The sequence below is a fragment of the Paenibacillus gorillae genome, assembly GCF_000513275.1.
GTDB classification, from domain to species: Bacteria; Bacillota; Bacilli; order Paenibacillales; family Paenibacillaceae; genus Pristimantibacillus; species Pristimantibacillus gorillae.
Map to the genome: position 1 here is coordinate 1 of NZ_CBVJ010000070.1, position 23316 is coordinate 23316.

The 23316-nt window shown below is 47.9% G+C and carries 20 protein-coding genes and 1 tRNA gene; 2 read left to right on the forward strand and 19 right to left on the reverse strand.

What is annotated here, in order from left to right:
- Positions 1-480: 480 nt before the first annotated feature.
- The 3 genes from TY10_RS11750 to TY10_RS11760 all read right to left on the reverse strand — a co-directional run bounded on the left by TY10_RS11750 (position 481) and on the right by TY10_RS11760 (position 5375).
- Positions 481-2991, reverse strand: coding sequence for a DEAD/DEAH box helicase (locus tag TY10_RS11750; RefSeq protein WP_042163536.1), 2511 nt, complete (start codon positions 2989-2991; stop codon positions 481-483).
- A 1-nt stretch (position 2992) separates the two neighbouring features.
- Positions 2993-4909, reverse strand: coding sequence for a site-specific DNA-methyltransferase (locus tag TY10_RS28845; RefSeq protein WP_052350511.1), 1917 nt, complete (start codon positions 4907-4909; stop codon positions 2993-2995).
- Positions 4910-5087: 178 nt separating this feature from the next.
- Complete coding sequence (locus TY10_RS11760; protein ID WP_155985822.1) at positions 5088-5375, reverse strand: hypothetical protein; 288 nt, start codon at positions 5373-5375, stop codon at positions 5088-5090.
- A 472-nt stretch (positions 5376-5847) separates the two neighbouring features.
- Between TY10_RS11760 and TY10_RS32535 the strand changes: the two genes are divergently transcribed.
- A complete protein-coding gene (locus TY10_RS32535; protein WP_420329400.1) occupies positions 5848-6027 on the forward strand; it encodes a tyrosine-type recombinase/integrase in 180 nt (59 codons plus the stop codon).
- A gap of 590 nt (positions 6028-6617) precedes the next feature.
- Here TY10_RS32535 and TY10_RS11770 read toward each other — a convergent pair.
- Positions 6618-6693 (reverse strand) — tRNA-Ala (locus tag TY10_RS11770).
- A 629-nt stretch (positions 6694-7322) separates the two neighbouring features.
- Complete coding sequence (gene nrdR / locus TY10_RS11775; RefSeq protein WP_042163624.1) at positions 7323-7802, reverse strand: transcriptional regulator NrdR; 480 nt, start codon at positions 7800-7802, stop codon at positions 7323-7325.
- A 110-nt stretch (positions 7803-7912) separates the two neighbouring features.
- On the opposite strand from nrdR, the gene TY10_RS11780 reads away from it, so the two are divergent.
- Entirely contained in the window at positions 7913-8116 is a 204-nt protein-coding gene (locus TY10_RS11780) for an alpha/beta-type small acid-soluble spore protein (protein ID WP_042163543.1), read from the forward strand.
- A 105-nt stretch (positions 8117-8221) separates the two neighbouring features.
- Here the strand turns inward: TY10_RS11780 and TY10_RS11785 are convergent, their stop codons facing one another.
- From TY10_RS11785 to TY10_RS11850, 14 genes are all read right to left on the reverse strand, one after another.
- Entirely contained in the window at positions 8222-8788 is a 567-nt protein-coding gene (locus TY10_RS11785; RefSeq protein ID WP_042163545.1) for a lytic transglycosylase domain-containing protein, read from the reverse strand.
- Positions 8785-9384, reverse strand: a complete 600-nt coding sequence (gene coaE, locus TY10_RS11790) for a dephospho-CoA kinase (protein ID WP_042163547.1) — start codon at positions 9382-9384, stop codon at positions 8785-8787. Before coaE ends, TY10_RS11785 begins: the two co-directional genes overlap by 4 nt.
- A gap of 17 nt (positions 9385-9401) precedes the next feature.
- Positions 9402-10100: a sporulation membrane protein YtaF gene (ytaF, locus tag TY10_RS11795; RefSeq protein ID WP_042163550.1), complete on the reverse strand. Its 699-nt coding sequence runs from the start codon at positions 10098-10100 to the stop codon at positions 9402-9404.
- A 138-nt stretch (positions 10101-10238) separates the two neighbouring features.
- Positions 10239-11090: a DNA-formamidopyrimidine glycosylase gene (mutM, locus tag TY10_RS11800; protein ID WP_042163552.1), complete on the reverse strand. Its 852-nt coding sequence runs from the start codon at positions 11088-11090 to the stop codon at positions 10239-10241.
- 136 nt (positions 11091-11226) lie between these two features.
- Positions 11227-13959: a DNA polymerase I gene (gene polA / locus TY10_RS11805; protein ID WP_042163554.1), complete on the reverse strand. Its 2733-nt coding sequence runs from the start codon at positions 13957-13959 to the stop codon at positions 11227-11229.
- A 155-nt stretch (positions 13960-14114) separates the two neighbouring features.
- The gene (locus TY10_RS11810; protein ID WP_238327561.1) at positions 14115-15302 is read right to left on the reverse strand and encodes an EAL domain-containing protein; all 1188 of its coding nucleotides are present in this window, start codon (positions 15300-15302) and stop codon (positions 14115-14117) included.
- A gap of 2 nt (positions 15303-15304) precedes the next feature.
- Complete coding sequence (locus TY10_RS11815) at positions 15305-16708, reverse strand: GGDEF domain-containing protein (RefSeq protein WP_052350513.1); 1404 nt, start codon at positions 16706-16708, stop codon at positions 15305-15307.
- A gap of 140 nt (positions 16709-16848) precedes the next feature.
- Complete coding sequence (locus TY10_RS30405) at positions 16849-17046, reverse strand: hypothetical protein (RefSeq protein WP_155985825.1); 198 nt, start codon at positions 17044-17046, stop codon at positions 16849-16851.
- A gap of 358 nt (positions 17047-17404) precedes the next feature.
- Complete coding sequence (phoU, locus tag TY10_RS11825) at positions 17405-18064, reverse strand: phosphate signaling complex protein PhoU (protein ID WP_042163631.1); 660 nt, start codon at positions 18062-18064, stop codon at positions 17405-17407.
- 22 nt (positions 18065-18086) lie between these two features.
- On the reverse strand, positions 18087-18866 hold the full coding sequence (gene pstB / locus TY10_RS11830; RefSeq protein WP_042163559.1) for a phosphate ABC transporter ATP-binding protein PstB: 780 nt from the start codon (positions 18864-18866) through the stop codon (positions 18087-18089).
- 25 nt (positions 18867-18891) lie between these two features.
- Positions 18892-19770, reverse strand: a complete 879-nt coding sequence (pstA, locus tag TY10_RS11835) for a phosphate ABC transporter permease PstA (protein ID WP_042163562.1) — start codon at positions 19768-19770, stop codon at positions 18892-18894.
- Between the two features lies 1 nt (position 19771).
- Positions 19772-20731, reverse strand: a complete 960-nt coding sequence (pstC, locus tag TY10_RS11840) for a phosphate ABC transporter permease subunit PstC (protein WP_081735235.1) — start codon at positions 20729-20731, stop codon at positions 19772-19774.
- 113 nt (positions 20732-20844) lie between these two features.
- Positions 20845-21828 carry a PstS family phosphate ABC transporter substrate-binding protein gene (locus tag TY10_RS11845; RefSeq protein WP_042163565.1) on the reverse strand — a complete coding sequence of 328 codons (984 nt, stop codon included), beginning with the start codon at positions 21826-21828 and terminating at the stop codon, positions 20845-20847.
- Between the two features lie 95 nt (positions 21829-21923).
- On the reverse strand, positions 21924-23153 hold the full coding sequence (locus tag TY10_RS11850; RefSeq protein WP_081735236.1) for a methyl-accepting chemotaxis protein: 1230 nt from the start codon (positions 23151-23153) through the stop codon (positions 21924-21926).
- Positions 23154-23316 lie beyond the last annotated feature (163 nt).

Sequence of the window (23316 nt, forward strand, 5' to 3'; positions counted from 1 at the left end):
CTTCTGCTTTTTAATATCTCATAGCACGTAAGATATTCGCCTATTTCACCAATTATTTGGGACTTACTTCGACTAACCATAGCATGTTTCCTACCCTTACACTGTTTTAATCAAAACTAAAAGTCCGAGATAACCCGTTCGCATGTGAACTTGTTGAGTTATCTTACTCTATTGATCTTGGACTATTCGCGTATATATCAAACTATTTCGAAGGAGGGAAGAAGAGCATAGTTCTTCGTTGATTATCCAAATGCAATGACAAAATACTTACTGTTGATCCCCGCGCTTCCAACACGGTTAGATTAGATCATGTGGCTTTGGTTGAGAGGACTTGAGTTTCCACGATATTGCTATCAAGCTTTTCTCAATCTCTTCTCTGCTCACCTAATGTATCCACTATTTCACTGTCTCCATAGTGCTACTACGAGACTTTTCACATAGAGAGGCCGCGCCACTTGTGACGCAGCCTCTCTAAGCTGTTTAATATGATTGCATTGAATCAAAGCGCAACACTCTATCCAAAATATTTTTATCATGTGTTTCATCGTACTCAACAGTCATCCAACGATCCTCATTTTCCCAGTATAACATCATTACCTTTTTGTATTCTGGGTGTACTGCCTGAGCTTTTAATTGAGCATTTTGATTTTCATCATTAATTACTCGTTTAACCTCTACTAATAAAATTCCATTCCCTCTAGCCCGATTCTTTATTCCTACAATGAAATCAGGATAAAAGTTAGGCTGACCAGGAAGTGGTAAACATACTGAATAGTCTTTTCGCGGAAGATTCCTATGCCACCACACTATGATATCATCTAGGTCGTTATCCATTTCTTCTGCAAATGCAGTTTCCCAAGTATTTAAATCACTTGGATAGACTCCATATATATTCAACCGTGAATAAGCAAGTTCATGGTCAGCCATGATGAAGTCAGGAATGAAACTTGCGTTTTCCACTTCAGTGTTGAGAGCAATCGCTTCATCCACAGCTTTCTTCAACGCCTCAGGGCGTAGAACTAATATTTTATGGAGACCTTCTCTAACCTTATCGGGAGTAGTCATGTGCAACCATCCCATACGCTCTAACTCATTTTGAAGTTTAGCAGCCAGTGCTGCATGTAAGGAACGAATATCTATAATTCCATCCCTATTAGTACTAAATAATGATTGTTGGGCTAGCTTGTCAATCTCCACTTGCGCTAATAATGCATTAATCTCATGAGGCCTATCCCTTCGACCTTCAAATATCTCAGTTTGCTCCATAAGTATCCTAGTAGCGCTTTGTTGTGTGGCAGATAAGGTCCTTTCATCAAATACAAACTTGTTCACTATTTCTGTTAATATCTTCGAGTTATCCAATGAAACAACTGCTCTTTTAAATTGCCTTGGGTAGCTTATATCTGTACGTAATCGATATGTGTATGATGAAGGGGATCTTCCAGCAGCTTCAGTCGCTCCAGCAGTTCCTATGTGTCCATCAGGTTCAATAGATAAAGTAGTACTATACGGACCTATAGCTTCATTAACGAAACCCCAAGAATTAAAAAGGTCAAACTGATAGGCTTTCTCTTCACTTGCGTTACTTGTTGGACTATCTACTTCTACTGCCTCTGTATGTCCCGATGCTTCTTCCTGTTCAGCAGTAAACAGAGAAATCTGTCCATTATTAACGTAGTGCACATCGTTATCGATAGCAACCACATCTGTCGTACGCGTTAAAGGAGCTAGTTCGCTCTTAATTGCATTGATTCGTTGTGCTGCACTTGTTAAACCTGTTTGTCCTTCTTTATCTGATAAAAATACGTATCCATACTTTAACTGTTTGGGGATAGTAATATCACCTTGCAACCTTTTGTCAACTCGCATTATCCGCCCAACGATTTGTATACCAAAATCAGAATCCCGACTTGTTCTCATTGACACAAGAGTAAAGGCACGAGGAGCATCAAAACCAGTTGCAACAGACATTTTGAATATCAAAGCTTCCACACTTTCATCGTGAGCAATCGCTATCAAGTGTGGATCAGGTTCATCCGCCGTATGTACTCTTATGTTCTCTGTTCTAAATCCAAACTCATGTAGCCAATTAGTGATCTGCTTAATACTATCCTCACTAGAATCTGCCTGAATTAGCAGTAACGGCGTTATATTTTGCCCTTGGTCAGCAAGTATTTGCTTAATTTCTCTGTGCGTTCTAACACCGCACTGTAGTGCAGTCTTTCGGAAATCAATCAAGCCGCTAATATTCGTGTTTGCTTTAAAAACGGCAACCTTAACACCACTTTTTAGTAGCCCAGCATCGATAGCTTGCTGCCTTGAAACAGAAATACGATGTACATATTTGATATCATGAGATTGTATAAAGTTATCAACATCTACGTCTTTTGGTGTGGCAGTTGCCATGATCGTAACATCTGGATTTATTACATCCTTGTAGAAGGAAAACGCTTGGCTTTGCCCTCTGAACGAGTGATGCGACTCATCAACTACTACACCAATATGAAATCCTGCTTTTTTAGCGTACACTATCATTTCATCAATTGAGGGCATGGTCTCTGTGTTCTGCCTGACTTTACGACTTTCCGCATTGGAAACTGCGACACTTGACCATGTTGTAATAAATACATCTCCGCTTCTTAAATTTGCTACATGCCTCTCAGTGTCAACGGACTTGGCTGTTAATTTAGGGAATTCCGCCTTGACCGTATTAGTAGCTTGATCAATCAACCCACTAAATGGTGCAAACCAAAACCACAAAATCTTATGTTTCTTACTGAGCTTCTCCATTGTGCAGCCAGCCATCAATGTTTTTCCTGTTCCTGTGGGAGCCTCAAATAATAAACAGCCTTTGTGTGCAACTATTGTTTTTTTCTGTGCATCAAAAGTCACAGATAATCTTACTTTTTCGATTTCCGATAAACAATCTGATAGTACTGAGTAAGCATTGTCAATGGCAGCTAGTTGAAATCCCTTTGGCACAATACTCATCCTACTGAATACCTCCGAAGCGCTCAATTAAAACATCAGGTAAATTTTGTATATAAATATGCTCACTGTGTATCTTTTGTTTAAGTAAACCTGGTTGCCAAGTATAGACAATCGTTGGAACCTTCCTCTTTTCAAATTTCATCATCGCAGCAAGGTATGATTCACTATCCAGTTGAGGAATGTAAATAATTAATAACGATTCTGTCTCAAATATTTGAATTGGACTTTTATGAAGAAACGGAGTAATAGAGTCTGCGTGCATTTGTTGAAGCGCGTACCAAATCTGGTCATGATTTATATCAAGGTATAAATTGTTATGCGGTATCCTTTGGGTTTTAAAATATGCAAACGATCCCCCAAGACCTTCGACCTTCTGAATACCTTTAGCGGTACGCCAACTATACCCCTCAATGGCAGCGCGTAATCTTTTCGCGGTAATATCACGGCAAACATTTTTATCAGGGTCAGCTATAGTAGCTTCTGTACTGGACACAAGAATATACCTTCTATCACCATCATCTTCTGCGTTAACCTCCATTACTGCATGGCCAGTCGTCCCACTTCCAGCAAAGAAGTCCAGTATAATATCATTTGAACTGGAGTCTGTACTCTGACGAACTAGCGACTTTATTAAAGAGAGCGGTTTAGGGTATTGGAAATCCTTGTTCCCTACCATTTTCGATAGTAAACTAGTTCCCTCGCTTGTATAGCCCACTGTAAAAGCAACTACTTCTTCTAAGTCTACTTCTTCTAATTCAACCTTCTTCATTGATGACGGAAGGACCCAAGTAGATAACGGTTTGTCCGTCTTCTTAATCTCAGAAACAAATCGTTTCAATCTGGGTTTTCCCATACCAATCTTTTTGCCAATCCAAAACTCCAAAGGAGGAATATTCTCTAATATCCTCGCATCTGCAGTACCATTCACAATTTCTTCTTTAAGCACGTCGTATCGCTCGTACACTCTTAAATTATGTGGCGCCGAACCATTTTCCAACGCCTCATATAATTCTTCCAGAGAGTTGTAAGTGACAGTCTGTTCATTAGCAGGCCATGATATACGATCTTCCTCAACAAGTTCCTCCATATACTTTGTCCGTATTTTTTTACCAGCTTTTGCTCTTGCTATGGTTGCAAATCGCCATACACTGTCTGGATCACATGGATACCATGTATCAGTTACAGGATTAAATATTTGATAGTAGGATTCTGGTCTTTGTTTAATATCTTTCCCTTGATTTAGTGGTCCGTCCACCCATGGGCCTCGGTCATCTCCATCATCAGTAGCCTTTGACCAATCTTTATTAATCCCTGCGAAAGTGAATCCTGGGTTAGCGTAGCATAATATATATTCATGGTCTTCACTTACAAACCAATTCTTTTCATCATTCGCACCACTTCTTCTTCTCCAAACAAAGGTACATACTTTCTTACCAGGAAATACTTGTTCCATTAGTAGTGATAGATGTGAGTACTCTTCTTCACCAATTGAAACAAAAATGACACCGTCAACAGATAAAAGGTCTTTGGCAAGTTCAAGACGGCGATAGAGATATTCAAGCCATTTGGAATGCCTCCAAGCATCTTCCTTATCGACGAACCGATCGTTGTAGATGAAGTCTTTGTTCCCTGTGTTATATGGTGGATCTATATAGATACATTTCACACGACCTTTATAAGCTATATTTAAATAACGTAACGCATCAAAATTATCCCCTTCGATTAGCAAGTTATCATAAGGAGCTTCTCCTAGACTATAGTTCTGCTCAAAGTCGAACGTTACAAAATCATTATTCAGACTCTTTTCATGCTCTAGTTCATCTCGCTCCCATACAAGTCCAATCTTTCTTGAAGAATCACGACTTAATAACAATGAAACAAGCTCTTCCTTAGATAAATGATCATATTTTGTATTCAAATCGGTGCACCTCTCCACATTTAAGTCAGTACTGTTGTTAGTTCGACAAAATATTCGATTTTCCCTTTTTATCAATTATTGCTGGTTGAAAGTACCATTGTGAAAATTAACGTAATCTCCTGTTTATTATAAATAAAAATCTTTACTAATAACCACTCCCACAGTTTGCAAGCGATTCCTAACGGCAAAAGGTCAGGTTCCCTCTTAGTTTGTGACAGGCATCTGACTTTGTTTCAAACCCTGGAATAGCCCATTCAACTTGAAAATCAACGGTATCTTGATGAGTTGACAATTGCTCAGCAAGATCGGATGGTATTTGCAGACCAGTGTCGGTCATCCAAGCTTTAGCAAGCTCAAGATTAGCTCTGTGTCCATCCTTTAAGTGCTTTTTACCACTAGTTGGGAGAGCGTGAGCTAACCAGTCAAGAGTATGTATTATTGAACCACTCTGACTTTTAATTATCAAGGAATCATCGCCGCCTTTTTCTACCATTCGACAAAAAAATAGCAGTTACCCTTCTCAAGAGTATTTTCCATGTTAATTCGATGCGAATCATTCGTATAGATGACACTTAGCACATCTTACTCAAACGAAAACAAGAGTCTCATTGATAAAAGCAGTATTAATCTTTAATCTTAGGTTGGCTAATAAGACCATATTCATTCTCAAACCCTCTGAACTCGGTAAGCTTCCGTCATACAGAACCGATCTCGTACTTGCCTACCTTCATCGAAGAATCTGGATTGTCGCGGCACACCTGGATATTCATAAGATCTTGAAAAGCGCGTTTGAAGCCGCAAGCGTAAATATGTTTTCTCCAATCCAGTGAAAAATGCTGAGACGCCGAAGGTCGATAAGAAGGAAATGACTGTATAGGCCGTTCAAGAAGTACAAAAGTTCTTGAAGTAGCTAAGGAACATCGCTTATATCTTTCCTTCTGGCGCTCACGACAGGAATGCGACAGAGTGAAATCCTTGGAGTCAGATGGAGGGATATTGACTTTGAGAACGATACGATTAGTATCAGACAGACTTTATGCATAATGGAAAGAAATTGGTACCTCTTACAAAGACTAAAACAAGTACGCGAACGATTTCGCTGGATAGCCGTGTATTAGAGGCATTGCAAAGCATAAGCGAATCATTGCGAAAGAGATGCTAGCGATAAGACCGATCTATCAAAATAAGGATTAGTCGTGTGTACAGCATTTGGTACGCAATGTCCTGCGCAATTCTACAACCTTATCAAGAAGGCAGATGTATCGAAGATCAGGTTCCACGATTTACGGCATACTGTCGCCACTCTATGCTAAAGGGGGAGATCAATCCGAAGGTTGTAAAGGAAATACTCGGTCACTCCGATGTCCGAACCACACTGGATATCTACAGACATGTATTGCCGAGCATCCATAAGAAAACATCACAGAAGTTCGGAAACATGCTATTCGATCAAGCTAATATCGCACTATGAAGGGGTTTGCTCGTATAACGATGCTGATCAAGCGGAAAAAGCCCTTTTTCTATGCATGGAAACCGTAAACATTTGTGATCACTAATGAAGAAAAACTTTGGTGAGCACGGACGTGATCACTGGGGATTTTGGCACTATCTGTTCGCTCATGCTGTTCTGAATCAATGATGTTCGAAACGTGATAACTACAGAAGAAGACAAAAAAAACCCTTATGTATCGAGGGTTTGTAGGTGATTTGGTGGAGCCAAGGGGGATCGAACCCCTGACCTCTTGCATGCCATGCAAGCGCTCTCCCAGCTGAGCTATGGCCCCATGTTCAAACGAATTTAACAGTGTAACCGCTTATTTTCAAACGAAAGCAGCGACAATTTTTATATTAGCACGCTGCCATTATCGAAGTCAATAGTGCTGGAAAACTTCTCCTTGAGGGGAATTTGCTCGATAATAGGTTTTAATGCTCATTTGAAGTAGTGCATCAATGACAGCAAGTCAAAACAATACTGTCAGAATCTCTTCCCCCTCTTGATTATCCAACCTACTCGAATAAGCGAGCTATTTTCCTTATCGCGAAATTCATTTCCGCCCTTATGAACTTTTAATCCTTAACCTCGATTCAAACGTCTTTCCCCCAAGAAATAAAGAAATTAGTTACTCAACAAAGCAAAAAAGTTACATTAGCGCATCACGTCAAAGTCCGATCACCCGAACAATCTCCCACCGACTAAAATCACCTCTCCAAAGCTGTGCACGAAGCCCTTCATTATCTCCTACAATGAACTGCCCTCTTTTACGCCAGCACAACTTCGCTCCAGAGTCCTCAATCAATCCCCCATCCCATACCCGGACACAACAAAAATAAGCAGCATGCGCATCGCATGCTGCTTATTCTCAATCCCTTTCAAATCCGCTTACTCTCTGCCTTCCCCTAACTCTTCCCGCTCCTACCCCTGCCCATTCCCATTCAACGGGTGCTTGGACAGCAGGCTGTTCAATTCCTTCATGAACATATCGATGTCCTTAAACTGGCGGTATACGGACGCGAAGCGGACGTAAGCTACTTCATCGACCGGATAGAGCTGGCCCATGACGATCTCGCCGATATCACGGCTTTCCACTTCGGCCAGCGCTGTGGTGCGGAGCTCCTTCTCTACTTCGGAGACGATAACCTCCAGGTTCTCAACCGACACCGGGCGCTTCTCGCAGGCGCGGATCAATCCGCGCAAAATTTTGTCGCGGCTGAATTCTTCGCGGCTGCCGTCCTTCTTGATAACGATCAGCGGCGTTTCCTCGATCATCTCGAACGTTGTGAAGCGGCGGCTGCACCGCTCGCATTCTCTGCGGCGGCGGATCGACTTGTTCTCGTTGGCTGGACGCGAGTCAAGAACCTTCGTGCCGGAGTTGTCGCAATAAGGGCATTTCATATCCATCACTTCCTTCTGGGCTAGAATTATTATTTTTTCCATACGTTTCCTGTAATGAAGTTTGAAATTTCGCACATAATACTTTTACCAACCGCAAGGAGGTGACAAACATGAGCAACAGCAACCAACTAGTTGTACCACAAGCATCCGCAGCGCTTGACCAACTGAAATATGAGGTGGCTCAAGAGCTGGGAATCGCGTTTCCGCAAGACGGATACGGCGGTAACCTGCTGACTAAAGATGCTGGCTACATCGGCGGCAACATCACTCGTCGTCTGGTGCAAATCGCCGAGCAATCCCTTGCCGGTAAATAATGATTTCATCAGTCATGTATAACTAGAGGCTTTGGCTTGTCCCGTCCTGAAGCGGCGCGGATCGGCCAAAGCTTCTTCTATTTGCAAAGGGAATAATCATCTAGGCTACATATCGGGATAAAGGTCTTTGTATTTATTATAGTAATAAATGACTTTTTGTACATAGTGCCGGGTTTCGCCAAAAGGAATGAGATTTACCGTCTCCTCACGTCCGTCCCAGCGCCCGGAATCGAGCCATTTGCGCACATTGCCGGGTCCGGCGTTATACGCGGCGATTGCCGCAATTTTATTTTGCCCGAATTGCTTATGCAAAGATTGCAAATACCAGGTGCCGATTTCGATGCTGACATCCGGCCGATGCTGCAAAATTTCCGGCGTCACCTTCTCGAAGCCAGCTCTTTCTACGATCCAATCCGCCGTATCCGGCATGATCTGCATTAAACCTAATGCACCTTTAGATGATACTTTGCCATTAGAGAAATTAGTCTCGGCCCTGATAATGGCAGCTACCAGATGGGGATCAACCTTATAATTAGAAGCGCTGGCCCGGATGTCCTCCCGGAATTGTACCGGGTACATCCATCTGGCCATCCAATCCGAATTCAGAAACAGCATACCGATGAAGCCGATGAGCAGCACGAGAAACACTCGTTTCTTCAGCAGCCACCTCATAGCAGACCCTGGCTTTTCCAGAAAAGATCGATCTGGCGGCTTGTCTCCTCCAGCGTTCCGCTGTTGTCGATGACCCAATCCGCACGCGGCTTCTTCTCTTCAATATCCATTTGAAGCTTGACCCTGCGCTGCGCCTCATCCGCATCAATAGCGTTGCGAAGCATCAGACGCTCAAGCTGCAGCTTCTCCGGTACGTAAGCGACCATAATGCCATCGTATAACGAAGCTTGTCCGGTTTCGTACAAAAGCGGGATATCCGCTACGACTAGCTTTTGCGGAAATTCGATTTCGTATTGCTTAATCCGCTGCTGCATTCTGGTACGAATGGCGGGATGAAGAATCCCCTCCAGCTGCGCCAGCTTATCCTTGTTATTGAATACGATCGCACCCAGCGCCTTGCGGTCCAGCGTACCATCTTCCTTATGTATAACGGCTTGTCCGAACGCAGAGGCGACCGCCTCTAAAGCCGGTTCACCGGGCATAACAACCTCTCTCGCCACCTGATCCGCATCGACCAGCAGCGCACCGCGCTCCACTAGCATGGAGGCAACGGTGCTTTTGCCAGTAGCGATACCGCCGGTTAAACCGATCTTCATAAGCCTTCACCCCGTTCTTATAACAGCTTTGTAATGCCAATCAAGATAAGCAAAATGCCAGGAAGCACCGACAATGCCCGCATTCCCTTCCAATTGGAGAACCGGAAGCCGAAACGTATACCCATTAACAGAAACAATGCACTGGCCGCTGCAATGACGACCGCCGTCCACAGGGCCGGAAGGCCGATCATGGCAGCTCCGATGCCCGCGCCAAATGCGTCCAGCGACAAGGCAAAGCCGAGCATAACAGCTTCCGATGCGGATATCGTCCCCGATTTGTCAACATCGGCAGCTTGCGGCGTGCGTAATATTTGAATGACAAGACCGATACGTTTTAATTCCACAATCACTACAAGTACAGGGTTAGCAGGCTCTGCGGGTACAGCAGCATCCGCTCCCTCGACAACTTCTTGATCCTTAACAGCTTCATCTGACTCTTCTTTCCGGTTGCGACGCAATTGCAGCAGCGCCCAGATTCCGATAACCACCAGAATAATTGCACCCATAAGCTTTGCCGCGATCGGCGGCAAATAGCCGGTAATCCACGAGCCCACCTGCATCGACACCCAGATAATCAATCCCGAGCATAAAGCGATAATAAGGACGGAAAACAACGGAATCCGGATTCTCCGCAATCCGTACGTAATGCCCACGCCAAAACCGTCTACACTTACAGCGAAAGCAAGCACCAGCAAAGATACAATATGCGCGAACAACTCGCATCACTCCCCGCATATCGAACGTCATAAGCAGCTATGAATTCAACATCCTGCAGCTGCAAAATAGACATTCGCCTATTGTCATGTTAACAACAGCATATGCAGGCGAAGAGTGACGGTGCATCGTACAACTTGTTATTTGCTTTGACGGACTTTCGGTAGCGGCTGGCAATGCTTGCAAATATGTGTCCCTCTGCCGCCTACAACAAACTTCTCAATTGGGCGGCCGCAAGAGGAGCATGCTTCGTCCTTCCGGCCATACACCAGAAGCTGGTGCTGAAACATTCCCATCTCGCCTTGCCCATTCACATAGGATTTAATGGAGGAGCCCCCCGCATCCACAGCTCTCGACAAAGTGCCGATGACGGATTCATGCAGCTTTTTCCACTCCGCAGGCTTCAGTTCATTCGCTGAACGTTCCGGATGGATGCCGGCGCTGAACAACGCTTCATCTACATAGATATTGCCAAGGCCAACGATATATTCTTGATTAAGGAGCAGCGGCTTGATTTTCGTAGAGCGTGTGGCGAGCTTCGACCGGAACGCCTCCAGCGTGAAGTCTGGATTGTTCAGCGGCTCCAGTCCTAATTTCTTGAGCGGCTTCATTTCCAGATCCGTACCGGCCTCGAACAGATGCATCGTACCGAACTGCCGGACATCCTTGTACCTCAGATCCGTTCCGTCGTCGAAATGGAATAGAACATGTGTATGCAGCTCAATGGGTTCTTCACTTGGGAAAACGCCGTAACGGCCTTCCATCCGTAAATGCGATACCAATACTAATCCGTCCAACATAATGCGTAAAAACTTGCCCCGGCGCTCCACCGTCTGAATCGTCCGTCCTTCAAGGGCGGCCGCGAACTGTTCCGGCTCTTCCGGGCGCTGTATAATTCTCGGCAGTCTGACCGTTACTGATTGAATCCGCTTACCGGCGACCAGCTCGATTAATGTTCGTTTAACTGTCTCTACCTCTGGCAATTCAGGCATAGCTATTCACCTCAGTCCCATTATACCTGATTTCACCCGCAGCGGGACAGGAAGGCTATACCAACCGTACATCCTTCCTGTATATACACACAAATTGCATCATCTCTATCACAAAACATTCATTTACATGTCTGATTTACTTGGACTCATACCAGTTCACACCGTAATTGACATCGGCCTTAAGCGGCACGTCCAGCTTAAGCGCTCCTGCCATGACTGTCGGCACAAGCTCTTTCATTAACTCCAGCTCGTCCTCCGGCACTTCGAATACCAATTCATCGTGTACTTGAAGCAACATGCGGCTCTTCAGGTTGCGTTCGCGCAGCGTCTCGTCCATACGAACCATAGCCAGCTTAATAATATCCGCTGCTGTTCCTTGGATTGGCGTATTCATCGCTGTTCGTTCAGCGAAGGAGCGAATGTTGAAATTAGATGCTTTAATATCCGGCAAATAACGCCTGCGCTCAAGAAGCGTTGTCACATAGCCGTCTTGACGGGCTTGGGCGACAATATCATCCATATACTTGCGCACGCCTTGGAACACCTCGAAATATTGCGCGATGAACGCTCCTGCTTCCTTCCGGGTAATATTCAAGTTCTGCGAAAGGCCGAAATCACTAATACCGTATACAATACCGAAATTTACCGCCTTGGCGGAACGGCGCATATTGGAATCGACTTGCTCAGCCGTTACGCCAAACACGTCCATTGCAGTCTTCGTATGAATATCCATGTCTTGGATAAAAGCTTCCTTCAGCCGCTCATCGCCTGAGATATGCGCAAGGACGCGCAGCTCAATTTGCGAATAGTCGGCTGCAAGAATGTACCAGCCTGGCTCAGAAGGCACGAACGCCTTCCGGATTTTGCGGCCTTCCTCCAAACGGATCGGGATGTTCTGCAAATTCGGGAACTGGCTGCTCAGACGGCCTGTAGCGGCAATGGTCTGACGGTAATACGTATGGATCTTGCCTGTCTCCTGGCGAATCTCCTTGAGCAGTCCTTCCACGTAGGTCGATTGCAGCTTTGCAAGCGAGCGGTAGTGCAAAATAAGCGGGATGATCTCATGATAGGGCTCCAGCCGCTCCAGCACTTCGGCGTCGGTGGAATAACCCGTCTTCGTCTTTTTCATCACCGGCAAGCCCAGCTTTTCGAATAAAACATCGCCAAGCTGCTTCGTCGAATTAATATTAAATTCCATCCCGGCATGACGATAAATATCGCTCATAATTTGGGACAGATTACGCTCCAATTCGCTGCCCAGACGTTCAAGCTCAGCGGATTCCACCTGAATACCTTGCTGCTCCATCGCTGCAAGCACGCGGGACAACGGCTGCTCCAGCTCGTAATAGAGCTTGCTCATGCCGCTTTTCTCCAGATCGCCCTGCTGATGCTTCGCAATACGCTGTACCGCAGCAGCTTTAACCGCCAGATGACGGTTTAGCGTCTCGGCATCCGGCACTCTGAACTTGGCGCCTTTGCCGTACACCGCTTCATCAGCCGCAATAGCCGTAAGCCCGTAACGCTGGCTCATGCCGCTGAGCGTAAGGCTCGCATCCGTCGGATCGAGCAAATAAGCGGCAAGCTGAACGTCAAAGACAGCGCCGTTAAAGACGACGCCAGTCCAGCCCAAAGCCAGCTCCACTTTATGCGTATCAAAGCCGTATTTCGGCTTGTCCCCGTCTGCAAGCCACTTCCGCAGCGGCTCTGCGAACGGTTGTTTCACCGCATCGGCAGAAATTACATAGACCTGCTCGCCAACCGCAATCGCCAATCCAATTACTGAGGCATGATGCGGGTTGTCGCCAATCGCCTCCACATATAAGCCGTGGTTGATTGCATCTGCTTCAACTCCAGCTTCGCCGCCTGCTGTCTTTTTCGCCGACTCTGCTCTATTCAAATCATCTAGCAAGGCGTTCAGCGTATCCGCGTCGCCCTCTCCGGCAATTACCGCAACCTTCAGCTCTGCTGCCGCTTCGGCCGCTTCCTGCTCGCTGCCTCCGTTGCCCGCGCTTCCGAGATCAAGCCGTTCGATGAGCGATTTGAACTCCAGCTTGCGGAACGCTTCCGCCAAAGCCGCGTCCTCGTAACCGGCGTAGCGGATTTCATCCGCACCCTTGTCGAGCGGTACTTCGCGATAGATCGTCGCCAGCTTCTTGCTCATAATGGCGCTCTCTTTATGCTCCTCGACCTTCTCTTTCATTTTCCCCTTCAAGCTCTCTGTATGGGCCAGCACCTCTTCGACGGAGCCGAATTCATGCAGCAGCTTCAGTGCGGTTTTCTCCCCAACGCCGGGAATGCCCGGAATATTGTCGGACGCGTCGCCCATCAGACCTTTGAGGTCAATAATTTGCAGCGGCTTGAGGCCGTAGCGCTCCTGAATAGCAGCAGGGGAATAAGGCTCTACCTCACTGATGCCTTTACGCGTAATCGCAACTGTAACATGCTCGGAAGCCAGCTGCAGCATATCTTTATCTCCAGTAATGACTAACGTCTCCACCTGGGATTCATCCGCCATTTTCGTCAACGTACCGATAATATCATCCGCTTCGAAGCCGGACAGCTCATATTGGGCAATACCGAAGGCGCTCAGCAGATCTTTCAGTACAGGAAACTGTTCAGAAAGCTCCGATGGCGTTTTTTCACGGCCGCCTTTATATTCCGTGTAACCCTCATGGCGAAAAGTCGCCTTGCCCGCATCAAAAGCGACCAGAACATGCGTCGGCTTCTCGTCTGCAAGCAGTTTTAGAAGCATCGTTGTAAAGCCGAATACAGCATTCGTATGCAAGCCTGCTGAATTGGTTAATGGCGGCATTGCAAAAAACGCCCGATATATGATGCTATTGCCGTCTATCAACATCCACTTGTCCATTCCGACACCTCACCTATTGATTCTACTACTCCTTATCATACCATAAGCGGAGCCTGCTTGCTCTGCGGCAAAGCCTTCTGCTGCATCAAAAAAAGCCCCCGAAACGGCTAACATCCGTCCGGGGGATCGAAATCTGATTTTCAGCTTAACCATCATTACTGGATGCCGCCGGGACGCCCGAGCAAATAACCTTGTGCATAATGAACGCCAAGCTTCTTTACCGCTACCAGTTCCTCTTCCCGCTCAATGCCCTCGGCGATGATGGAGACGTCCAGCTTGTAGGCCAACTGCACCAGCGTATGCAAAATATGCAGCTTCACATCGTCCTCATCAATCCGGTCAATTATGGAACGATCCACTTTAATGTAGTCGGGACGAAGCTCAACAATGGATTGAAGGGATGAGTACCCTGCACCAACATCATCTATCGCAATCTGGAAGCCTTGGCTGCGATAATGCTCGAGCGCTTTCTTCATCGCTCCAAAATCATCGATCGATGTCCGCTCTGTAATCTCAAACACAACATTATGCGGCGATAAGCCCCTTCTCTCCAGCATGCTCAGCGTTCGTCCCGGTGTAAAATGCGGATCGTTCATGATCTGCGCCTGAACATTAATGAACAACCGCTGATCGGGCTGCAGCGAGCCGATGCCGTCCAGCGCTTTGCGCCGGGCCAGTCTGTCCAGCCGATACGCCAAGCCTTCCTGCTCGGCGAAGGCGAACAGCTGCTGCGGGCCGGCAAACCATTCCTGCTTGGCGAATCGCGCCAATGCTTCATAACCAAATAGCGAGGGCCCGTCCGGCTGCAGTGATATAATGGGCTGATAGACGGACATAATTGCGTGCTCGGCGATCAATTGCTTCAAGGCGCGCAGCTTCATGCTTCTGACCAGCGAGCCATCGCGCTGGCCGTGTACCATCGCTCGCTTCATCGCTTCGTATATCCGGTCAGGGTCCCCCTCAGGTTCAGTTGATCCATGGAGGTCAGCTTCTATGACGGAGACGCCTGCCAACAACCTTGCCTCTGTTGCCTCGGCGTCCCGAAACCTCGATTCCCACTCAGCCTGACGCTTGATCGCCTGCTCTAGCAGCCACCCTTCCAGCTTGCTTCGCCCTCCGGGCGGAAGCCGAAGCAGCAGGAACAGATCATTATGTATCCAGTACTTTTCCTCTACTACAATCGCGGCTGTTTCAATTTCTGCGGCGATCGCTTCCTCTGCAAACACACTCCAGCCTGCGGGTGCAACCGAATGCCAGGATAGATAAATGACGCCCCGACCTCCACGCCATTCCATAGGTACTTGACGCACCCGATTACGCACTTGCATCCGATTTACTCTCACGCTCAATTCCGTTCCTCTCTATGCTGCGGTATGGTTAACGTCTCTTTCACGTAAATGCTTCCCCTGTGCGCTTTTGCCCGTTTCTTCAGCCTTGCGGAATGACGTGATATGAGATCCGGTGTTAGTGAAGCCGGATGATGGCTAATCATCAAGGATAACGAGAGGGTAACTCCCTCCTGATCGACAACGTTGCCATGGCGATCCTCTACCGCATGCAGACCGGCATCCCCATAGAAGCTTTTGACGCCCAGATCAAACCGCTCGATCAGTCGTTCACAAAGCCGCTCACCGCTGACTGCGTCCGTTACGATGATGAAGTCATCACCGCCAATATGGCCGATAAAATCATCAGGCTGGCTGCTCCGTTCCTTCTCCTGCCGGAGCAGCTCCGCTAGGAATCGAATAAGCTCATCGCCTTGACCGAAGCCGTAACAGTCATTAAACCATTTGAAATAGTCCAGATCCGCGTAGATAACTGCGAATGATTCATGACCCTCAATCCGGCGGCGAAGCTCCTCCTGAATGCCTGCATTGCCTGGCAAGCCTGTCAGCGGATTCGCCTCCCTTGCCGCTTTCGTCCTAAGCGCGGTAATCCCCTCCAGAATCGCGCGAATAGAGACAGCGCCGAGCAGCTCTCCCCGGCTCGTCACAATGACCACATCGTACAGCTGCGCATAGTCACGCCCCATCGCAAGATAGGAGACTTGCTCGATTGGTGTATGCTCATCTACCATGAGGGGGCTGCCATTCATAATCTTCTCCACCGGCCGGGTCCAATAAAGCGGCTGTCCGAACTGGCCGGCTAACAGCTGGTGCAGCTTTTCCTTCATCAGCAGCCCTTTCGGTATGCCTTCATCTGCAATGACAGCACCCTGAGCTTTCGGATTAAGCTCGAAGTAATGGGCGACCTCCGACACTTTCATCCGGGAAGGAAATACGGGGAAGGGTGCCGCCAATTGGCCAATTGTATGCGCCAGTTCGCTTCCCGTCCCCATCGACCTCCCCGATTGACCGGCCCGCTGGCCGGCTGCCGTCTCTCGCAACGCTGCGAACAATGCAGCCTCGACCTCCCCTCCCGTGGAGCCAAAAGGCAGAACGGCGCTTTCGCTGCGGCGCAGCCTGTCTCCCAGCCGGGAGCGAAGCTCCTCCATGGCTTTGCTTATGAGTTTGTCTATAGATTCGCCCTTGGGCTTGCTACAGAACAAGAACAATTGGCTCTCGCCCAGCTGCTGCTGCCAGAACAGGCGCTTCTGCTCCTTCGCCCAGCGCTGTACCTCTGCTTCCGCCTGCTTGTCCTTCTTGGCATACTGCAAGGTTAATACGCCCAGCAAACCGCCTTGCTCTCTCATTCTCGCTATGGCCCGAATCATTTGCCGGTTGAATAGACCGCTCCCGATATCCCCCATACGGCTCCCCTCGATGTCCGATTATCGTGCTTATCGCTTGTATGCTTGTATGGTACATATTACCTAAACTTTGTACGGACAAGAATAACGCTTCGTAAAATTTGCGTAAAAACCTTTTACAAAAATAAAAAAATTTTCGCTTATGTGCGAAAATTAATCGTTAGCAGCCCCACGCGTCCACAACGAGCATTTATGCCATCTTTCACTCTCTTGCGAAGGCTGTGACTGGTTGCGATTGGCTGCGATTGGCTGCGATTGGCTGCGATTGGCTGCGATTGGCTGCGATTGGCTGCGATTGGCTGCGATTGGCTGCGGAGAATCAAAATGCAAATCTGCATTTTGATTTCCACTTATTAGTCGATTTATCACATCAAAATGCAAAAGTGCAGTTTGATTGGCCTAAAAGGCCTCTTTCGAGCGAAATTAGGGGATTCAAAATGTACTTTTACATTTTGAACGCGATTTTGTAGCTTTTGAGCCTCCTCAACCTGCACTTTTACATTTTGTTTCGCACGTAGGGAGGACGGAGGCGCATATTGGGCTGATTTTCGCATTGGCACAGGCGCTGCGTCCTCAAATCCGACCTTAAAAGCGAAAGGGCTTTGCAATCAACTAAAGACTATCGCTTAGAAGCGAAGTCTTATGAGTAAACAAAAAGCCTTTCGCGCAAGGCGGAAGGCTGCTTTTTCCCCAAAACTATCGGTTTAGATCCGGACGGCTGTTCGTAACGAGATATACGACGCTTTCGCCGATGTTCGTCGCATGGTCGCCAATCCGTTCGATATGGCGGGCTACGAAGTTAAGTATCGATGCTTGCGAAATGTTACGCGGATTTTCCATCATCAGCGCAAGCAGCTCGTGGGAAATTTGTGCGCAAAGCGCATCAACTTGATCGTCGTCTGCTGCCATTTTGTAAGCGAGATCGACGTTTTCCTGTACGAATGATTGAATCGACTCGTAGGTCATCGTCTGTACGATTGCCGACATTCTCGGCAAGTCGATAAGAGGCTTGATCAGCGGCTGGCCGTCCAGCCGAACAACGAGCTTCGAAATGTTGACGCAGAGATCACCCATCCGCTCCAGATCGGAAGCGATCTTGAAGGCGGATAAAATGCGGCGCAAATCTTTTGCCACCGGCTGTTGAGTTGCAATCAGCTTCGAACCGAGCTCCGTTACATCATGCTCGAGCTGGTTCAGCTTCGTATCTTCCGAAATGATCCTCTGAGCAAGCTGCGTATCCGTTTCGCTTAAAGCTTTCATCGATTGCTCAAGTGCCTTATCTACGAAATGTCCCATTTCAACCAGCAGATTGTGAAGCAGCTCCAAGCCGTGATCGAACTCTTTTCTTGTCGTCATCATCGCCAATATCCCCCTAAGCTTAGCCGAAGCGTCCGCTAATATAATCTTCCGTACGTTGATCCGTCGGGTTCGAGAACAGCTTCTCTGTATCCGAGAATTCTACTACTTCACCATTCAGGAAAAATACAGTTTGATTGGAGACGCGCGCCGCTTGATGCATATTGTGCGTTACCATGACGATTGTATAGCGGTCTTTCAACTCTTGCGCAAGCTCCTCAATTTTGAGTGTGGAGATTGGATCCAGTGCGGATGTCGCTTCGTCCATCAGCAGGATGTCCGGGTTAACGGCGAGCGCGCGCGCAATGCACAGACGCTGCTGTTGGCCGCCGGAGAGACTGAACGCCGAACGCTTCAGGTGATCTTTCACTTCATCCCAAAGTACAGCCGACTTCAAGCTTGTCTCGACGATTTCATCGAGCTGCTGCTTGCTGCGGGTGCCGTGAAGGCGAGGTCCGTAGGCAATGTTGTCGTAGATCGATTTGGGAAAAGGATTCGGCTGCTGGAACACCATTCCGACCTTTTTGCGCAAAGTCTCGACATCAACCTCATTGGAATACAGCTCTGTTCCGCCAATGGCGATGCTTCCCTCGATTCTCGTTCCCGGAATCATGTCATTCATCCGGTTGAGCGTACGGAGCAGCGTTGATTTGCCGCAGCCGGAAGGTCCGATAAATGCGGTAATCGCCTTCTCGGGTATCGTCAGCGATACATCCTTCAGGGCATGAAAGCTTCCGTAGAACAGATTCAATTTCTCGATGCTGATTAAAGGCTGTGCTTGCACTTGCGTTGCCGTTGCCATGGCTCAATCTCCTCCAAGAGTTGAATTAATATTTCTTCTGGTATTTATTACGAAGCAGTATAGCTGAGAAGTTCATAATGAGCAGCAGCGCCAATAGGACGATAATACCGCTGGCCGCCAGCTCTTTGAACTCCAGCTGAGGCTTCGATATCCAGTTGTAGATCTGAATCGGCATAACCGTAAACGAATCCTTCAAGCTTGTCGGCAGGAAGTTGATATACGTCATTGCGCCGATCATGACCAGTGGCGCCGTCTCTCCGATGGCACGCGACATGGCGAGAATAACGCCTGTCAGAATACCAGAGATGGACGATGGAATGACCGACCGCGATACGGTCTGCCACTTTGTGGCGCCAAGAGCGAACGATGCGTCACGCCGCGATTTCGGCACGGCCCGGATTGCTTCCTGAGCTGATACGATAATAATCGGCAGCACAAGCAGCGTCATCGTGAATGCCCCGGCCAGCAAGCTGCGTTCAAGCGCCAGCAGCCGGACGAATAGCGTAAGACCCAGAATACCGTATACGATAGAAGGTACGCCTGCCAGCGTGCTGATGTTCAATTGGATAAGACGAGTGAAGCGGTTTTTCCCGGCATATTCCTCCAGGTAGATTGCTGCACCTACCCCGAGAATGAAAGATACCGGAAGCATAATGATCAGCATATAGATAGAGCCGACAATTGCCGACTTCATGCCTGAGCCTGCTGCCTTCCGCGACGGGAAGTTGGTGAACAGATCCGGCTGCAGCCTGGATAAGCCATCCATGAGAATATCAATGATCAACGCGCATAGTGCGAGGACACCGATTGAAGTCGCCACAATGAACAGCAAGTGGATGATGACATCCTTGCGGCGGCGGTTTGCGATTTGCTGGCGGTTTGCGTCTTGAAATATCGGGCTCATCTTAATACTCCTCCCGGAATTTTCTTGCAACATATTGGGCAAGAATATTGAGCAGGAATGTGATCACGAACAGCGTCATACCGACGGCAAAGATCGTTCCGTATTCCACCGTGCCATGCGGCGTATCGCCCAAGCTGACCTGTACGATATAAGCGGTCATGGTCTGAATGCTGTCCAGCGGATTGCCGGTCAGCGTAGGTGTAGCGCCTGCTGCTACCGTAACGATCATCGTCTCCCCGATTGCACGGGAGAAAGCCAGAACGGCGGATGCGACAATACCGGAGAAAGCAGCCGGTACAACGATCTTGAGCGCAACTTCAAGCCGCGTTGCACCAAGGGCGTATGCACCGTCCCGCAAAGCGCGGGGTACAGATGACATAGCGTCTTCACTAAGCGAGCAGACCATCGGTATAATCATGATGCCGACGACGATGCCTGCACTTAATGCGTTGAACACACCCGCTCCGGGAAAGATATCGCGGATCAACGGTGTGATGAAGCTTAGAGCGAAATAACCGTAGACGATTGTCGGTACGCCAGCCAGTACTTCAAGCACCGGCTTAACGGCACTGCGCACTTTTTTCGGCGCATATTCCGATAAGTAGATGGCACTCGCAAGTCCGAGCGGAATAGCTACGAGACAGGCGATAAGCGTAATCATAAGCGTGCCGTTCAGCAGCGGAAGGACACCGAAGCTTTTTGGCGTAATGAGCGGCGACCATTTGGTGCCGAATAGAAACTCAAGAACCGGTATTTTTTGAAAAAACTGAATCGTTTCTGAGAATAGAGTAACAACGATACCGATAGTCGTTAAGATCGATACGGAAGCGCATAGAAACAGGATGATCGGCATCATTTTGTTCATTACACTTACTCGATTGTTCTTGAACGCATTCGGGCTTGTTATGGACGTACTAGTGTTCAGCACCTTACGGTTTGCCTGCGGCGTGTCGCTCTGCATGTCGGCGTCCTCTCCTTGCCTTTACAAATCGTTAACATATGCGGCGTGAAAAATGTGATGTCCCACGAGACACCACATTTCACACCAAGAGTCGCGATTACTTTGTTTTCTTATTATTGAAGCTTAGCTGCTTCTGTTGCATACTGCTCGTCTGGAAGGGCGATGTAGCCAACTTCATCTGCCAAAGGTCCGATATTGTTGATGTAGTACTTAGCGAAGGCGTCAACTTCAGGACGCTCAAGCTCTTTTTTGTTGATGTAAATAAAGAGCGGACGGGACAGCGGCGCATAAGTGCCGTCTTTGATCGTTTCATGGGAAGGAGCAATTGCGCCTTTGCCGCTATCGATTGGAACAAGCTTCAGCTTGTCTTGGTTCTCTTCGAAGTAAGCGAAACCGAAGTAGCCGATGCCGCCTTTGCTGCCGGATACGCCTTGTACAAGCGTGTTGTCATCTTCGCTGAAGCTGATTTGCTTGTCGTTGCGAATGCCTGCTTTTTCAAGAATGGCTTCATTAAAGTAGTCATAAGTGCCGGAGTCAGCGCCAGGAGAGAACATTACGATTTTCTCAGCCGGCCATTCTGGACGAACGTCTTTCCAAGTGGAAACCGTGCTGCCTGTTGTAAAGATCTTGTTAAGCTCTTCCACCGTCAGGTGGTCAACGAAATCATTGTCTTTGCTGACAACGACGGACAGTCCGTCATATGCAACCGAAAGGTCTGTATACTCGATGCCTGCTGCTTTACAAGTAGCAGCTTCTTCGTCTTTAATCGGACGCGATGCGTCTGCAATTGCAATCTCGCCTGCACAGAACTGCTTGAAGCCGCCGCCTGTACCCGATACGCCTACCGGTACGCGAACGTCCGGGTGTTCTTTATTGAATTCTTCCGCAGCTGCTTCCGTCAGCGGGAACACCGTGCTGGAACCGTCGATTTTCACATCGCCTGACAATTTCGCGCCTTCTGTAGCTGCAGGCTCCGAACCACCTTTATTGTTACCGTTATTTGTACCCGCTCCGCCATTGCCGCATGCTGCTGCAAATACGAGAGCTGCTACCATACCCGACATTAAGATCCCTTTGAAGCCATTACCTTTCAACAACTCAACCACTCCTCTTAACTATCTTCTGTTGTGTTTGCCCTACGAACTCTATCCTACTAGCCGTTTGTTAATCGAGTATTGTTGTTTTGTTAACTTCATGTAAAAAAATAAGATTGCAGCAACTTGTCGATTTCCTCCGACACTTTCTTCATCTGGCCATACGCCTGCTCAGACTGCTGGCCGATTTGTTCTGAACTGTTCTTGCTGCCCGCGGCCGCCCGGAACAGATCTGCAAAGACGCGTCCCGCTTCCTGTACGCAGACTTCGCTTGCAGCAGCTTCTGTCTTGCCCTCATGGGCTACCGCTGCCGTACGGCCGATAGCGTCCAGAATCGTACGAGTCAATTCTGTTATCTCTTCTGCTGAACGCTTCGTTTCCTGTGCAAGCTTCATCACTTCACTGGCTACTACAGCGAATCCGCGGCCATGCTCGCCCGCTCTTGCCGCTTCAATAGAGGCGTTGATCGCTAATAGGTTACTTTGCTCCGCCAGCTCTCGAATAAGCCGGGACACCCGGCTAATGGAACCGGCTTCCGCCTGAAGACCGCTCATTTGCTCTTCCTGCTGCTTCGAATTGTCTGCTAGACGACGGAAGGCATCCGTCACTTTGTCCAGTTCGTTCTTCCCGCTTAACGTCATGTCTACCATTTCCGCCGACGTCGCTTCCCCTTGCTTGGAAGATTCGCGGACGACCGTAAATGCCGAATCAATATCTTTAATCCGCTGGCCTACGCCATGGATCATTTGTACTTGTCCATCTATTGCTTCCTGCTGCAGCTGTCTCGAAATGCGCAGCATATCGGCTACTGTCAGCGTGCCTAACGTCTTGCCCTCGTGAGTGACGATAACGCAGTTGTACAGCAGGCTTTCATGCCTATTGAGCGCCTGATCGATGATTAGCTGAGGCTCCTGTTCGCTATCTACGATCAGCGGCGACGAATCCATCAGCCCTGCTATCGGCTTCTCATAAAATAAATCGGCTCCAAACCGGTGGCTGAGCCGCATAAAAAACTGATTCCTCATCATCAGCCCAAGCGGAATCCCGTCGTCGCCGCAAATGATAGCACACTCGCTTTCCTGATGCTGCCTGAATGAAGCAATCATTTCTTTGCAGCTTTGATCCGCATGCAAAATCGGCACTTCACGGATAAAATCAGCAATCCTCACAGAGGAAGCTGCCGATTGCTTACGGTCAGGGTTCGCTTTCAAGTCTTGCACATGTCTGTCTCCGGTTACCGCGGCTTTGTTTTCGGCGCTTGTCGAGACGCCTTCCATTTGAAGGTCCAGCACAGATATCGTCATCTGAATGGTTCCACCCTTCTTCATTCGAATACTCTCGACATCAATATAGGCCTATAGCATCAACTCCAATGCTTGGAAATGTTAACGGAATGTTAATTTACGCAAAAAAGAGGCGATCCATCTGTTTAAACGATGGACACCTCTCTATGAATCTCCTAACTATCGGCATACAGCGACATCTTTTTAC